Source organism: Chryseobacterium sp. NG-CE01 (genome assembly GCF_055695505.1).
Map to the genome: position 1 here is coordinate 3,130,850 of NZ_CM146369.1, position 14,958 is coordinate 3,145,807.

Here is a 14,958-nt window from a genome sequence, read left to right on the forward strand (position 1 = left end):
TCCTCACTATATTCCCTGAAATAAATATGAACCTAAAATAAATGACTTATTGATTCTTCAATTTCGAATTAATAAATTCAACACTGCTGTCTTCAAAAACATTCAGAAGTTCAGGAACAAAGTCTCCAAAAGTTTTATATTTGTTTCTGTTTGAGTGATAATCTTTTATTTTATCCTGCAATTGAGGTAAGAATATAAAATTATTTTTCAGATGATAATCTTCAAGCTTTTTTGCTCTTTCAAAATCTTTCTGAATTTTTGCGGTCTCAATTTCGCCAAGCCTTACAAGATGCTCCGCCACACAGGTTTGATAATCTCCATAGCCGCCTGTTTTAATCATAGCCTGTTTTAGTTCGGATTTTTCAAATAGATCTTTAAATTTCTGAAGTTTTTCAGGATGTTTGTAAACTTCCTTATTCACAAAAGAATGCCCGAATTCATGAATGCTTAAAAACCTTGCCTGGAACTGGTTATCATAGCCAAATTGGCCTGCTCTTTCAACTTTCACAAACGGACTCGCAATTTCGTAAATATTTTTTAAACCTGATTTCAAAGTGACATCAGCTCCTATTCCTCTTCCTTCATTATCAGAAATCGGCCACATCATTATTGGTGAAATAAGGATCGTGTAAGAATTAAATTTTTCGCCGTAAAACTGTTCCATAGCATCAGTAAAACCTGAAGGAATTTGCTTCATATATTCTTTCGCAGCAGACTGGTAGAAACTTTTATTTTCATTAAAAAAAAGGCCGATTTTTTCCTGAGCATAAAATTTTGAAAGTTCAGAAAGATAATTTTTAATTAAAATTGTTACTTCATTATTTTGTTCACGCGTCAAACGGGAAAATTCAAACTTATATTCATTGACCCAGCCGTTTGACGGGAACTCTTCATGATACAGTAAGGATTTCATCAGAGCGTCATTTCCCAGGCCGTATTTTTCTAAAAGTACATCGTTGAGTTCTGCTGTTGCAAATGCTATTTTTGAGTCTTTCAGATGAACGAATTTCTCTATTGATTTCTTAACAATAGGCTGATATACTGAACATTCTTTAATTTTATAGAGCTCAAAGTCCTTATTGTTCCTTCGGTGTTCAGCAGAAAGGATTTCCGCAAGAAAATAAGTCTCTATATTTCTGTTATAGTCTACTGAAAATTTGCTCATGTTTTTTTGAGAAAATGCTTGTATAAAAAATATAAATGCAAAAGCCTGAAATATTTTTTTCATGGTTTAGTATTAATTATTGGTCTAAATATCTGCGAATATAGCATATTAACTAAAAATTCCGTATTTTTGCATCTTAAAATTTCTTAGTAAACAATGATAAAAATTACACTTCCAGACAGTAGTGTCAAAGAATTCGAGGCGGGAGTTACTCCGCTAGATGTGGCAAAATCTATAAGCGAGGGATTGGCTAGAAATACCATTTCCGCAATTGTTAATGATAAACAAGTAGAGACGACCACGCCTATAACCACGGATTCTACGATACAGCTGCTTACCTGGAATGATGATCTTGGAAAGAAAGCGTTCTGGCATTCTTCTGCCCACCTTCTGGCGCAGGCGATCCTTGAGTTTTATCCCAATGCTAAGTTAACCATCGGTCCTGCCATCGAAAGCGGATTCTACTATGATGTAGACTTCGGGGACGAAAGCTTATCTGAAAAAGACTTCGAGAAAATTGAGAAAAAAGTATTGGAAAATGCTAAAAAAGGCTCAACGTTTTCTTTATACCCTGTTTCCAAAGAAGAAGCATTAAAAGTATATGCAGATAATCCTTATAAGGTAGAACTGATTTCTAATCTTAACGATGGTGAAATTACTTTCGTAACCCACGATGATTTCACAGATTTATGCCGTGGAGGACATATTCCCAATACAAGTATTGTAAAAGCGGTAAAGATTTTAAATGCTGCCGGCGCATACTGGAGAGGAAATGAGAAAAATCCTCAGTTGACAAGAGTGTACGGTATTTCTTTCCCTAAACAGAAAGAATTGACAGAATATCTTGAAAGATTAGAAGAAGCCAAAAGAAGAGATCACAGAAAATTAGGTAAAGAACTGGGGATTTTTGCTTTCTCTGAAAAAGTAGGTGCAGGGTTGCCGCTTTGGCTGCCAAAAGGTACTGCTTTGAGAAGAAAACTGGAAAACTTCCTTTCTGCAGCGCAGAAAAAAGGAGGATACGAATTCGTAATGTCACCGCATATTGGTGCCAAAGAATTGTATGTGACTTCCGGACACTGGGATAAATATGGAGCCGATAGCTTCCAGCCGATTAAAACTCCAAATGAAGGTGAAGAATTCATGCTAAAGCCAATGAACTGTCCACATCACTGTGAAATTTACAAAACTTCACAATGGAGCTACAGAGATTTGCCGAAAAGATATGCAGAATTCGGTACGGTTTACCGATACGAGCAATCAGGAGAGCTTCATGGCCTGACAAGGGTTCGCGGATTTACTCAGGATGACGCTCACCTTTTCTGTACTCCGGATCAGTTGTTGGGAGAATTTGAGAAAGTTATTGATCTGGTATTATACGTTTTCAGATCATTAGGTTTTGAAGATTTTGTGACTCAGGTTTCATTGAGAGATCCTGATAACAGAGAAAAATATATCGGTTCTGATGAGAACTGGGAAAAAGCAGAAAACGCTATCATCACCGCAGCAAAAAACAAAGGTCTGAAAACTGTTGTTGAATACGGTGAAGCAGCTTTCTACGGCCCGAAACTGGATTTCATGGTTAAGGATGCTTTAGGCAGAAAGTGGCAGCTTGGAACGATTCAGGTTGATTACAACTTACCGGAACGATTTGATCTTCATTACATCGGAAATGATAACGAGAAGCACAGACCAGTAATGATCCACAGAGCGCCTTTTGGTTCTATGGAACGTTTTATAGCCATTTTGCTTGAGAATACTGCAGGAGATTTCCCGCTTTGGCTGAGCCCGGATCAGTTTATTATCCTTCCGATCAGTGAAAAATATGCAGATTATGCTAAAAAAGTTTCAGAATTTTTAGAAAATCACGATATTAGCGGTCAGATTGACAACAGAAACGAAAAAACAGGGAAAAAGATCCGTGATGCGGAATTAAATAAAATCCCATTCATGCTTGTAGTAGGGGAAAATGAAGAGAAGGATGGCACAATTTCTGTAAGAAGACGTGGTGAAGGTGATCTGGGAGTAATGAACATGGAAGACTTCGTTTCTTACTTTAAGAAAGAATCTGCAATATAGACCGATCTGTTAAAGATGAGAATTAAATACTGTTTAATTTAAATTCTTTAATATAAATAAATAGAATTAACCAATAAAATTATAATACAATAGCACAAAGATTTAACAACAGGGGCCCACAGAGACGTCCGGTACAGGAGGACGCTCACTTGATCAACGATAAAATTCGTGTGAGAGAGCTTCGTTTAGTGGGCGATAACGTAGAGCCGGGAGTATATCCTACAGAAAAAGCAAGACAGATTGCTCAAGAGCAGGATCTTGATCTTGTCGTAATTTCTGATAAGGCTGAACCGTTTATTGCTAGAGTTTTGGACTATAAAAAGTTCTTATACGAGCAAAAGAAAAAACAGAAGGAACTTAAAGCCAAGCAGGTGAAAGTGGTAGTGAAAGAAATTCGTTTCGGACCTCAGACCGACGAACACGACTACGAGTTTAAGAAGAAGCATGCTGAGAAATTCCTTGAAGAAGGTTCAAAGTTAAAAACCTACGTATTTTTTAAAGGACGTTCCATTATCTTTAAGGACCAGGGAGAAATCCTGCTTTTAAAACTTGCCCAGGAACTGGAGCACGTTGGAAAAGTAGATCAGCTGCCTAAACTCGAAGGAAAAAGAATGATTATGATGATGAGTCCTAAAAAACCGGCTAAATAATCGATAGCAGGGATCACCTGATCCGCAAAACATATCAACTATAAAACCGCTTCATTTATGGAGCGGTTTTGTTGTTGAGTTTTAAACGCTTTCCTCTTATTCTTTTTCTTATTTTTCGTTATTTTGCATTTATTCTTAAAGAGATTAAAAATTTATTTAATTCTATTCCATGAAAACCGGATATTACTCCTTTTTTTTATTCATCCTGATTGTTTTTGCGCTGGGCTGTTATTACTACTACCCTTTTCTCTCTGATGACAGTTTAATATCTCTTCGGTATGCACAGCGATTTCTTGAGGGCAAAGGACTTACCTGGAATGACGGACATCCTGTAGAAGGATATTCCAATCTGTTATGGATTCTGATGATTTCTTTGCTGGGAAAATTGGGAATGAATCTTATTCTGGCTGCCAGGATACTTGGAATCGTATGTTCCGTGGGTACACTTGCTGTAATATGTTCTTATTTTAAGAAAGAAAATATTAAAAAAGAATATGTTTTTCTGGCCGTATTTCTACTGGCTACAACCCCATGCTTTACAGTATGGGCCATTGGCGGACTGGAACAGCCTTTATACATTTTTCTGCTCACACTCACGTTAACTGAAGTTTCGAAAATTATTAACAATAAAAATAAAGAGCGCATCTATTACCTATCGTTATGGCTTGGACTTTTGGCAATTACAAGACCCGACGGTTTTCTGTTCACGATTTTAACAACAGTATTTTTAGGAGCTTTTTTCAGAAAAAACAGAAAGCATTTTATCAAAGTTGTTTTTGTTGTAGGTCTTATTCCTGCTTTATTTCTATTAGGGCAGCTTCTTTTCAGATATAATTTTTATGGCGAATTGGTTCCCAATACCGCCTTGGTTAAGGTAAAAGTCACCTTACATCATGTATTACGGGGTGGATTTTACATTTTTAAAGCTTTCTTCGGAACTTTATTGTTGTCTTCTCTTGGACTGTACTTTCTGTTTTATCTCGTATATAAAAAGAGAAATCTTTTCGGGTTTTATTTATTATTGAATATGGTAGCCTGGACGGCGTATGTCGTTCTGGTTGGCGGTGATATTTTCCCGGCCTTCCGTCATTATTATGTAGTGTTGATTTTATTGGTTTTTGCCATTATTTTAGGATTGAATGAAATGCAGTTCAGCCTTAAACAGAAAAGTATTGAATTAGGATTTATTGTTATAGTGTTGATTACCCCATTTCCTCAGCTGTTGGTTCCGGATAATCATTATGCCATTGAAGAGCGCTGGGAATTCCGTGGAATGAAACTTGGGAAAACATTGAAAAATACTTTCCCTGAAAATACTTTAATTGCCGTTACCGCTGCCGGATGTATTCCCTATTCGTCTGAACTTCCTACCATTGATATGCTTGGATTAAATGATTACTACACGCCGCGCCATCCTCCTAAAAATTTCGGAACCGGTATGCTGGCTCATGAATTAGGTGATGCAAATTATGTTTTAGGAAGAAATCCCGACATTATTATTTATCACATCGGTGCCGTTCCCCGGTTTAATGTCGGTGATCAAATGAAGATCATTCCGGCTTTTAATAATCATTATGTGGAAGTCCTTACCAGACAAAGTAATGACGAGCATATTTTGTATTTTAATAAATACGGAAAAAGTACCGGTATTATAAAAAAAGGAACTACGATGGTGATCCCTGCATACCTTATGAATACTGCTTCGGGTGATGAAAGTGTTTTTAAAAACAAAAAGCTTCTGAAACATTTTCATAAAGGAAAAAAATATACGCTTTCCCTAAGAAATTCAAATGCTGAAAAGTGGACATTGAGCAAATCTTCATCCAGATTGTTTTCCCGGGAATCTGCCATCAGTTACGGAAAAAACACGATGACTCTTCTTGTTGTCCCTGAACAGGAAATATTTTTAGAAAGTCTGGAATTACAAAGGAAATATTAATATTTTTTTGTAATTTTGCACCCTATTATTTCCGGAATCGCCGGAAACCAAAAACAGATATTGATAACAAAACAATAAAAAGCAGAACAATGCCAAAATTAAAAACGAAATCAGGTGCTAAGAAACGTTTTGCTCTTACCGGATCCGGTAAGATCAAAAGAAAAAACGCTTACAAAAGCCACATCTTAACTAAGAAAGAAACAAAGCAGAAGAGAAATCTTACTACTACTTCTTACGTAGCTAAAGTGGACGAGAAAAGCGTTCAACGTCAATTAGCAATTAAGTAGTTTTTATAAATCTATATCCGGTTTATAAGAATTCAAAACAAATTCAACATTTTAACCCTGAAATGGAGCAGCTAAGAGTAATGAAATAATTACCGCACATTTCAAAAAAACAATTTAAATTATGCCAAGATCAGTAAATTCGGTAGCTTCCAGAGCTAGAAGAAAGAAAATTTTTAAGCAAGCTAAAGGTTTTTTCGGAAGAAGAAAGAACGTTTGGACTGTAGCTAAAAACGCGGTAGAAAAAGCAATGCAATATGCTTACCGTGGTAGAAAAGAGAAGAAAAGAAACTTCAGAGCACTTTGGATCACTCGTATCAACGCAGGAGCCAGAGCGCACGGAATGTCTTACTCTCAATTTATGGGAGCTCTTAAAAAGAACAACATTGAGCTTAACAGAAAAGTTTTAGCAGATTTAGCAATGAATCACCCTGAAGCTTTCAAAGCAGTTGTAGATCAAGTAAAATAATGTAAAATTTTTGTTATCAATATAAATCCCGGGTTTTTTTGCCTGGGATTTTTTTATTATATACATTTGCTAATTATTAAATACGTAAAAATTTATCTAAGGGTGAAAAAATTAACTACTTTTCTGCTTATTTCATTAGTTTCTTATAACCTGCAGGCCCAAAGTCTTATTCAGGCTTACAAAAACAGGGCAGACCAGGTTTCCCAAACCAATATTACCACAATTCTTCAGGAGTTTGAGAATCTTGGCGTGAAAACTACCGGCTCAACTGCCAATACCAATGCCCTGAACTGGCTTAAAGCAAAATACCAGTCGTACGGATATACTGCAAGCCAGATTGTGGAAGATCCTTTCACTTTCGGCAGTACCAGCTCCAAAAATTTAGTGATTACAAAAACAGGAACACTTTATCCTAATATTTACGTAATCATCTGCGGACATTACGATACAATTACCGGAGCCGGCGTAAGTGACAATGGAAGCGGGACGTCCATTATCCTGGAAGCAGCAAGAATTTTAAAGGATATTCCTACGGATTACTCTATCAAGTTTATTCATTTTTCCGGGGAAGAACAGGGATTACAGGGAAGTGCTCATTATGCAGATAATGTAGTTTTTCAGAATAACGTAAGACAGCTGAATATAAGATTGGTATTTAATATTGACCAGGTTGGCGGTAAAATCGGGAATAATAATAATGCTATTAAATGCGAGAGCGATCAGTCCGGACAAACCGGAAATAATGCCCAGTCACTGGCATTTACCCAGCAGCTGGCGAACTGTACAACATTATATTCTCCGTTGCAAACGGTAATGTCTAATGCCTATTCTTCAGATTATATTCCTTTCGAGCAAAATGGAGATATCATTACCGGATTTTATGAAAATGTACGGAGTTATAATGAACATACGGTAAATGATACTTTTGCCAATGTAGATCCTGTCTATGTTTTCAATGTAGGAAAAGCGGCAGTGGGAGCATTACAGCATTTTGCAACGGCTTCCACAAGTTTGCTGGCTACCGAGGAAAAAACTTTAAACAGCCTTGAAACGGTAAAAGTGTACCCCAATCCTGCAAAAGACATCCTGAATGTTGAACTTCCGAAAGATATTAAAGATTTTAATCTTGAAATTACGGATATGAACGGCAGGCTGATAATAAGTAAGGAAAATGAAACAAAAATAAATGTTTCAGGGTTGGCAAACGGAGCCTATTTAGCGACCATAAAAACCAAAGACAGCAAAGCGGTCAGAAAAATAATTATCGAAAAATAATTTCTGTAAATAACATAAAATCCTGAGTTACTGCTCAGGATTTTTTATTATAATTTATATCTGGTTTCAGTTGATTTTACTGATTCCGTTCCTTTAAAATTTCTTCGATGCTTTCCAACGTAAAATTTTTAGCTTTCAGTAAAATTAAAAAATGATACAGTAGATCTGCCGCTTCATTTTTAAACAGATCATCATTGCTATCTTTCGCTTCAATCACAAGTTCTACGGCTTCCTCTCCTACTTTTTGGGCCATTTTATTAATTCCTCTCTGGAATAATGAATACGTATAGGAACCTTCCGTTTTTTTGTCAATTCTTTGACCTATTTTCTCCTCGAGTTCATAAAGAAATCCTTTAGAATCCTTTTCTCCGAAACAGCTGAAACTTCCCGTATGACAAACAACATTCGTCGGAATTGCTTTAATTAAAATCGTATCCTGATCGCAATCCAAGGCAATATTCTTCACTGTTAAAAAATTTGCGGACTCCTCTCCTTTTGTCCAGAGTCGGTTTTTGGAACGGCTGAAAAAAGTTACAATTCCTTCATTTTTAGTTTTTTCAAAGGCTTCTTCGTTCATATAGCCCAACATTAAGACCTGCAATGTCCTGTCGTCCTGAATGATTACAGGCACAAGGCCGTCTTTATTTTTATTGAAATCAATATTCATCGTACTGCAATTTTTTTATATTTTAAATTATTTTTCAGATCCTGAATCCGCACTTCTCCGAAATGGAAAATACTGGCTGCCAAAGCTCCTGTTGCTTTTGTCTGATTAAAAACCGCTTCAAAATCTTCCATTTTTCCGGCACCTCCGGAAGCAATCACGGGAATATTTACGCTTTCGGAAATTAATTTCGTAATTCTAAGATCAAACCCATTTTTGGTACCATCGCCATCCATCGAAGTAAGAAGAATTTCTCCGGCTCCAAGCTGTTCAGATTTTATTGACCAGTCTAATGTTTTCAGATCCGTAATTTGTCTTCCTCCATTCACGTGAACCCAGTCTGAACCGTTTATTAATTTAGTATCGATGGCAACCACGATGCACTGGCTTCCGAATTCTTTTGCTAAATCATAAATCAGCTTTGGATTTTTAACGGCCGAAGAGTTGATGCTGATTTTGTCGGCTCCCGCCTCCAGAAGCTTTCTCACATCTTCTATGGTAGAAATTCCGCCGCCCACGGTAAATGGAATGCTCAGTTCCTGTGCAATTTTCTTTACAAGTTCTGCAAATGTTTTACGCTCTTCTATGGTTGCCGTAATATCAAGGAAAACCAATTCGTCTGCTCCTTCTTTTTCATATCTTTTGGCAAGTTCTGCAGGATCTCCGGCATTTCGCAATCCTTCAAAATTAATTCCCTTTACCGTAGTTCCGTCTTTGATATCCAAACAAGGAATGATTCTTTTTTTAAGCATTTTCAATATAATTTTGGAGTTGCTGCAAACTGATTCTTCCCTCATAAATCGCTTTCCCGATAATGGTTCCGGAACAGCCTGTTTTTTTCATCTGCTCAACATCTTCAATGCAGGAAATTCCTCCGCTTGCAATCAGCTGAACATTTGTTTTATCGATAATTTCGGTGTATAATTCATCCGAGGCGCCCTGAAGCATTCCGTCTTTGGAAATATCGGTGCAGATCACATTTTTAATTCCTTTATTTTTATATTGAAGGATAAGATCCACAACATCAATTTGACTTTCTTCCAGCCAGCCCGAAGTTTTTATCTTCCGGTTCTCGCAATCGGCACCGAGAATGATCTTTTCCGGACCGTATTTTTCAATCAGATTAAAGCAAAAATCAGGATTCTGAACAGCGATGCTTCCGATGGTAATCTGCTTTGCTCCCGAATTAAAAGCAATTTCAATATCTTCCAAAGTTTTCAAACCTCCTCCAAAATCAATTTCCAGGGAAGTTTCCTTAGCAATGGCTTCCAGAACTTTTTGATTTACGATATGTTTTGATTTTGCGCCGTCAAGATCCACTAAGTGAAGATATTTTATCCCGAAGTTTTCAAACTCTTTAGCAACTTCCAGCGGATTTTCATTATATATTTTTTTAGTTTCATAATCTCCTTTCGACAGCCTTACACATTTTCCGTCGATGATGTCTATAGCGGGAATGATTTTCATTTTAAATTTTTAAAAAGTTTTTTAATAAGCGGCTTCCTACGTCGCCTGACTTTTCTGGGTGAAACTGCATCGCATAAAAATTATCTTTCTGCAGAGAAGCACTGAATGGCAGAGTATAATCGCAGACCGAGGTAGTATTTTCAGATAACTCGCAGTAGTAACTGTGAACGAAGTATACATCGCTATTCTCTTCAATTCCTGAAAATATATCGGATTTAAACCCCGAAACCGTATTCCAGCCCATGTGCGGAACAATATCTGTTGCAGGAAATTTTTTAACATCAATATCAAAAATGCCCATTCCGACTGTATTTCCTTCTTCATTGTTTTTACACATCAGCTGCATTCCCAAACAGACACCTAAAACCGGCTGTTTTAATGTTGGAATTAACTGATCCAGACCTTTTTCCTTTAATAATTTCATGGTGGAGGACGCTTCACCCACTCCCGGAAAGATCACTTTTTCGGCATTTCTTATCAGTTCAAAATCATCGGTCACCACAGATTCTATGTTTAATCGATTCAGTGAATTCTGTACGGAACTGATGTTTCCTCCGTTGTATTTTATGATGGCAATCATTATAAACTTCCTTTGGTTGATGGTAGATTAAAGTTACGGTCTGTCTGTTTTACCGCCATTTTTACTGCTTTAGCAAAAGCTTTAAAAACAGATTCGATCTTGTGGTGTTCGTTCTCACCTTCTACTTTAATGTTAAGATTACATTTTGCAGAATCGCTGAACGATTTAAAGAAATGATAAAACATTTCCGTAGGAACGTCTCCAATTTTTTCTCGTCTGAAATCTGCTTTCCAAACAATCCACGGTCTTCCTCCGAAATCAAGGGCAACTTGTGCCAGACAATCATCCATTGGGAGTAAAAAGCCGTATCGTTCTATTCCTTTTTTCTTTCCTAAAGCTTTCAAAATGGCTTCTCCGAGTACAATTCCCGTATCTTCTATCGTGTGGTGTTCATCGACTTGTAAATCACCTTTTACTTCAATTTTTAAATCTAAATTGCCGTGCTTTGAAATCTGCTCGAGCATGTGATCGAAAAAATACAATCCGGTTGAAATTTCGGATATCCCGTTTCCATCAAGGTTGACTTCAATTGCAATTTCTGTTTCATTGGTTTTTCTTGAAACTTTCGCTTTTCGGGGAATGCTGGTCAGAAACTGTGCAATTTCGCTCCAGCTTACTGTGGTTAAATCAGCTTCCTCATTCTGAACTTTACTTATTAATATTGATTTTGTTCCTAAATTTTGAGCCAGCTGAATGTCTGTAAGCCGGTCTCCGATAACAAAGGAATTTTTAAGATCGTAATCTCCGTAAATATATTTTCCCAACATTCCGGTTCCCGGTTTTCTTGTCGGCAGGTTTTCACTTTCAAAACTTCTGTCAATCAAAATGTCACTGAAAACAATTCCTTCATTTTCAAATGCTTTCAACATTTTGTCCTGGGGTTTTATGAAATCTTCATAAGGGAAACTTTCCGTTCCCAGCCCGTCCTGGTTGGTGATCATGACCAATTCGTAATCAAGTTCTTTGGCAATTTTTGAAAGATTCTGAAAAACGCCGGGATAAAATTCAAGCTTTTCTAAAGAATCAACCTGAAAATCAATCGGGGGTTCTAAGATTAAGGTTCCGTCGCGGTCTATAAAGAGTACTTTTTTCATTTTTAATTTTTTCTTTTTCTAAATCTCACAGGTTTTTAAAACCTGTGAGGTTCAGATTCTAATTAAATACCTTTTAATACATTAATCAGCTTATTATTTTCTTCTCTTCTCCCAACGTTAATTCTGATACAGTCCGGAATCTGCGGACTTCTTTTACTGGTAAGAATTTCATTTTCCAGCAATTCCTGATACACTTTTTCCGAATTGTTAAATTCAATCAAAAAGAAATTGGCATCGGTAGGAAATACTCTTTTCACACACTCGACATTAAGCAATTCATTTTTTAATCTTGAAATTTCACTTAAAGTGTTTTTTATATTTTCTTCTATAATATTTTTATAATTAATCAATTGCATAATTTTACTTAAACTTAGTGAGTTAACGTTATAAGGTGCTTTTACAGTATTAATCAGACTTATGATTTCGTCTGAAGAGTAAGCGATGCCTACTCTTGCTCCTGCCATTCCCCACGCTTTTGAGAAAGTCTGAAGAACGATAAGATTTGGATATTTTTCAAGCAATTCGATGCAAGATTTTTGTTCTGAAAATTCAATATATGCTTCGTCCACAACAACAATTCCGTTAAAATTTTTAATATAAAATTCAAGATCCTGAATAGAATTTCCGGTAGGATTGTTGGGTGAGCAAAGGAAGAAAATCTTAGGCTTTTTCTCTTCTGATACTTTTAAAAATGCATCCTTACTGATCTGAAAATTATTATCTAAATCCAATGCTATAACTTTATTTTCATTAATAGAAGCATAAAATTTATACATCGCAAATGAAGGATTCATCATCATAACCGAATCTTTTTTCGGCTCACAAAAGATTTTTATGATAAGGTCGATCAGCTCATCGCTTCCGTTTCCTGCCGCAATCTTTTGTGGCAAAACATTTTTAAGCTCTGCCAGTTTATTTTTTAATTCTTTCTGGGTAGAATCAGGATAGCGGTTATATTCTCCAAACGGACTTTCATTCGCATCCATGAAAACAGGATTTTCAAATTCATTCTGGTCCCTGAAACTTATGTAAGGCTGCAGTTCCAGAATATTTTTCCGTACTAAACTTTTGATATTAAATTCTTTCATTTTGTTTTTTTAATCTGATACTTACAGCATTTTTGTGAGCGAATAATCCTTCTGCTTCTGCCATTACTTCAATGGTTTTCCCTAAATTTTTCAATCCCTGTTCCGACAGATTTTGGAAAGTAATTTTTTTCACGAAACTGTCGAGGGAAACGCCGCTGTAGTTTTTTGCAAAACCATTGGTTGGAAGGGTGTGATTGGTTCCGCTGGCGTAATCTCCTGCGCTTTCACAGGAATAATTTCCCAGGAAAACAGAACCTGCATTCCGGATTTGCTGAATATATTTTTCAAAATTGTTTATTGCTAAAATCAAGTGTTCCGGAGCATATAAATTGCTGAATTCCAAAGCTTCATCAATTGAATTCATTAAAATAAAATGGCTGTTTTTCAAAGATTCTGCTGCCATTTCATTTCTTGGAAGTGCTTCAAGCTGTTTTTGGGTTTCCAAAATCGTTTCATTAAGAATTTTCTCATCTGTGGACAGGAAAATCACCTGACTGTCACTTCCATGTTCTGCCTGCGAAAGTAAATCTGCGGCACAGAATTCCGGAACTGCATTTTCATCAGCAATGACAAGAACTTCGCTCGGTCCGGCAGGCATATCGATGGCTACATTATAATTTTGGGCAAATTCTTTAGCGGCTACAACATATTGATTTCCCGGTCCGAAAATTTTATAAACATTCGGGATGCTTTCTGTCCCGAAAGTCATTGCTGCAATTGCCTGAGCGCCTCCTGTTTTAAATATTTTTGTAACTCCGCAAAGTTTTGCCGTATATAAAATGACAGGATCTATATTCCCGCTTTTATCCGGCGGCGTACAAAGGATAATTTCTTCACATTCGGCTAACTGAGCCGGAATCGCAAGCATTAAAACTGTAGAAAACAAAGGTGCTGTTCCTCCCGGAATATAAATGCCTACTTTTTCGATTGCGCGGTTTTCCCGCCAGCAAACTACTCCGCTTGTTGTTTCAATCTTTTCAATGTCAGGAATTTGTGAAGCGTGAAATTTGGTAATGTTTAATTTTGCTTCCTGAATGGCTGTTTTCAGTTCTTTACTGATTAGATTTTCAGCAGTTTCAACTTCTTTTTCAGAAACTTTAATGTCTATTATTTCCGCAGAATCGAATTTTTTAGCGAAATCAATGAGAGCCTGATCTCCTTTTTTCTTCACTTCATCAAAAATTACCGTGACAATTTCGGTTAATTTCTCTCTTTTTATGGCTGGTCTTTTCACGAGTCCGGACCATGTTTCTTTTTCCGGATATCTGTTTACTTTCATATTAAATCACCATTTTATCGATTGGAATTATTAAAATATCCTGGGCTCCTTTTTCTTTGAGCTCATCAATCACTTCCCAGAAACGCTCTTCATCGATTACCGAGTGAATGCTGCTCCAGCCTTCTTCCGCCAATGGAATAACCGTAGGGCTTTTAAGAACCGGAAGTGTTTTGGAAATGGTTTCTATTTTTTCATTCGGAACATTCATCAGGATGTATTTGGAGTTTTTCGCCTTTAAAACTGCTTTGATCCTGAAGATAAATTTTTCAAGAATTTTGGCTTTTTCCTCATCTAACTGAGCTGTTTTTGCCAGAACGGCTTCGGAAGAAAGAAGCGTTACCGTTTCTCTCAGTCCGTTTTTGAAAAGTGTGCTTCCGGAGCTTACGATGTCACAGATTCCGTCGGCAAGGCCAATGTTTGGAGCAATTTCTACCGAACCTGAAATGATGTGAATATCGGCAGAAATATTATTTTTCTGAAGAAATTTTTTTAGCGTATTGGGGTATGATGTTGCAATTTTTTTACCCTGAAAATACTCAAGATCATTTGTTTCAACTTCCTTAGGAATAGCAAGGGAAACCCTGCATTTCGAAAATCCCAAAGGCTGAACGATGTCAATTCTTTTCTGTTTTTCTACTAAAAGATTTTCTCCTACGATGGCAATATCTACGACGCCGTCTTCCAGATATTGGGGAATATCCGAATTCCGGAGGTACATGATTTCCATCGGAAAATTGTCTACGGAAACTTTTAGCTGGTCTTTGCCGTTATTGACAAAAATGCCGCAGTCTTTAAGGAGCTGAAGAGATTCTTCGTAAAGCCTTCCGCTTTTTTGTATGGCTATTTTTAATTTACTCATTTCACTTTCTCGTTGTGTCTGAGTAACAAAATGGTAAATTGATATAAATTGCCCGGGAAGAATTTAGAA

At 36.7% G+C, this 14,958-nt stretch carries 15 protein-coding genes; 6 read left to right on the plus strand and 9 right to left on the minus strand.

Annotated features, from left to right (window positions below; genetic code table 11):
• Positions 1-46: 46 nt before the first annotated feature.
• Positions 47-1,165 carry a DUF4932 domain-containing protein gene (locus tag ACYT6F_RS14580; RefSeq protein WP_472598368.1) on the minus strand — a complete coding sequence of 373 codons (1,119 nt, stop codon included), beginning with the start codon at positions 1,163-1,165 and terminating at the stop codon, positions 47-49.
• Between the two features lie 156 nt (positions 1,166-1,321).
• On the opposite strand from ACYT6F_RS14580, the gene thrS reads away from it, so the two are divergent.
• From thrS to ACYT6F_RS14610, 6 genes are all read left to right on the plus strand, one after another.
• Entirely contained in the window at positions 1,322-3,241 is a 1,920-nt protein-coding gene (thrS, locus tag ACYT6F_RS14585) for a threonine--tRNA ligase (RefSeq protein WP_169230572.1), read from the plus strand.
• A gap of 149 nt (positions 3,242-3,390) precedes the next feature.
• A complete protein-coding gene (gene infC, locus ACYT6F_RS14590; protein WP_185194799.1) occupies positions 3,391-3,891 on the plus strand; it encodes a translation initiation factor IF-3 in 501 nt (166 codons plus the stop codon).
• A 169-nt stretch (positions 3,892-4,060) separates the two neighbouring features.
• Entirely contained in the window at positions 4,061-5,830 is a 1,770-nt protein-coding gene (locus ACYT6F_RS14595) for an ArnT family glycosyltransferase (RefSeq protein WP_472598369.1), read from the plus strand.
• An 89-nt stretch (positions 5,831-5,919) separates the two neighbouring features.
• Complete coding sequence (rpmI, locus tag ACYT6F_RS14600; RefSeq protein ID WP_002979658.1) at positions 5,920-6,117, plus strand: 50S ribosomal protein L35; 198 nt, start codon at positions 5,920-5,922, stop codon at positions 6,115-6,117.
• 121 nt (positions 6,118-6,238) lie between these two features.
• Entirely contained in the window at positions 6,239-6,583 is a 345-nt protein-coding gene (rplT, locus tag ACYT6F_RS14605) for a 50S ribosomal protein L20 (RefSeq protein WP_472598370.1), read from the plus strand.
• A gap of 102 nt (positions 6,584-6,685) precedes the next feature.
• Entirely contained in the window at positions 6,686-7,858 is a 1,173-nt protein-coding gene (locus tag ACYT6F_RS14610; RefSeq protein WP_472598371.1) for a M28 family peptidase, read from the plus strand.
• 76 nt (positions 7,859-7,934) lie between these two features.
• Here ACYT6F_RS14610 and hisIE read toward each other — a convergent pair whose 3' ends face one another.
• The 8 genes from hisIE to hisG all read right to left on the minus strand — a co-directional run bounded on the left by hisIE (position 7,935) and on the right by hisG (position 14,889).
• Positions 7,935-8,525 (minus strand): bifunctional phosphoribosyl-AMP cyclohydrolase/phosphoribosyl-ATP diphosphatase HisIE, encoded by a 591-nt coding sequence (hisIE, locus tag ACYT6F_RS14615; protein ID WP_472598372.1) that lies wholly within the window; start codon positions 8,523-8,525, stop codon positions 7,935-7,937.
• On the minus strand, positions 8,522-9,274 hold the full coding sequence (gene hisF, locus ACYT6F_RS14620) for an imidazole glycerol phosphate synthase subunit HisF (protein WP_472598373.1): 753 nt from the start codon (positions 9,272-9,274) through the stop codon (positions 8,522-8,524). The genes hisIE and hisF overlap by 4 nt, the downstream gene beginning before the upstream one ends.
• Positions 9,267-9,989 carry a 1-(5-phosphoribosyl)-5-[(5-phosphoribosylamino)methylideneamino]imidazole-4-carboxamide isomerase gene (hisA, locus tag ACYT6F_RS14625; RefSeq protein WP_472598374.1) on the minus strand — a complete coding sequence of 241 codons (723 nt, stop codon included), beginning with the start codon at positions 9,987-9,989 and terminating at the stop codon, positions 9,267-9,269. The genes hisF and hisA overlap by 8 nt, the downstream gene beginning before the upstream one ends.
• A 1-nt stretch (position 9,990) precedes the next feature.
• Positions 9,991-10,569: an imidazole glycerol phosphate synthase subunit HisH gene (gene hisH / locus ACYT6F_RS14630; RefSeq protein ID WP_472598375.1), complete on the minus strand. Its 579-nt coding sequence runs from the start codon at positions 10,567-10,569 to the stop codon at positions 9,991-9,993.
• Complete coding sequence (hisB, locus tag ACYT6F_RS14635; RefSeq protein ID WP_472598376.1) at positions 10,569-11,663, minus strand: bifunctional histidinol-phosphatase/imidazoleglycerol-phosphate dehydratase HisB; 1,095 nt, start codon at positions 11,661-11,663, stop codon at positions 10,569-10,571. The genes hisH and hisB overlap by 1 nt, the downstream gene beginning before the upstream one ends.
• Before the next feature lie 62 nt (positions 11,664-11,725).
• Positions 11,726-12,751, minus strand: a complete 1,026-nt coding sequence (hisC, locus tag ACYT6F_RS14640; protein ID WP_472598377.1) for a histidinol-phosphate transaminase — start codon at positions 12,749-12,751, stop codon at positions 11,726-11,728.
• Positions 12,738-14,030: a histidinol dehydrogenase gene (gene hisD, locus ACYT6F_RS14645; RefSeq protein WP_472598378.1), complete on the minus strand. Its 1,293-nt coding sequence runs from the start codon at positions 14,028-14,030 to the stop codon at positions 12,738-12,740. The genes hisC and hisD overlap by 14 nt, the downstream gene beginning before the upstream one ends.
• Position 14,031: 1 nt before the next feature.
• Positions 14,032-14,889 (minus strand): ATP phosphoribosyltransferase, encoded by an 858-nt coding sequence (hisG, locus tag ACYT6F_RS14650; RefSeq protein ID WP_472598379.1) that lies wholly within the window; start codon positions 14,887-14,889, stop codon positions 14,032-14,034.
• Positions 14,890-14,958 lie beyond the last annotated feature (69 nt).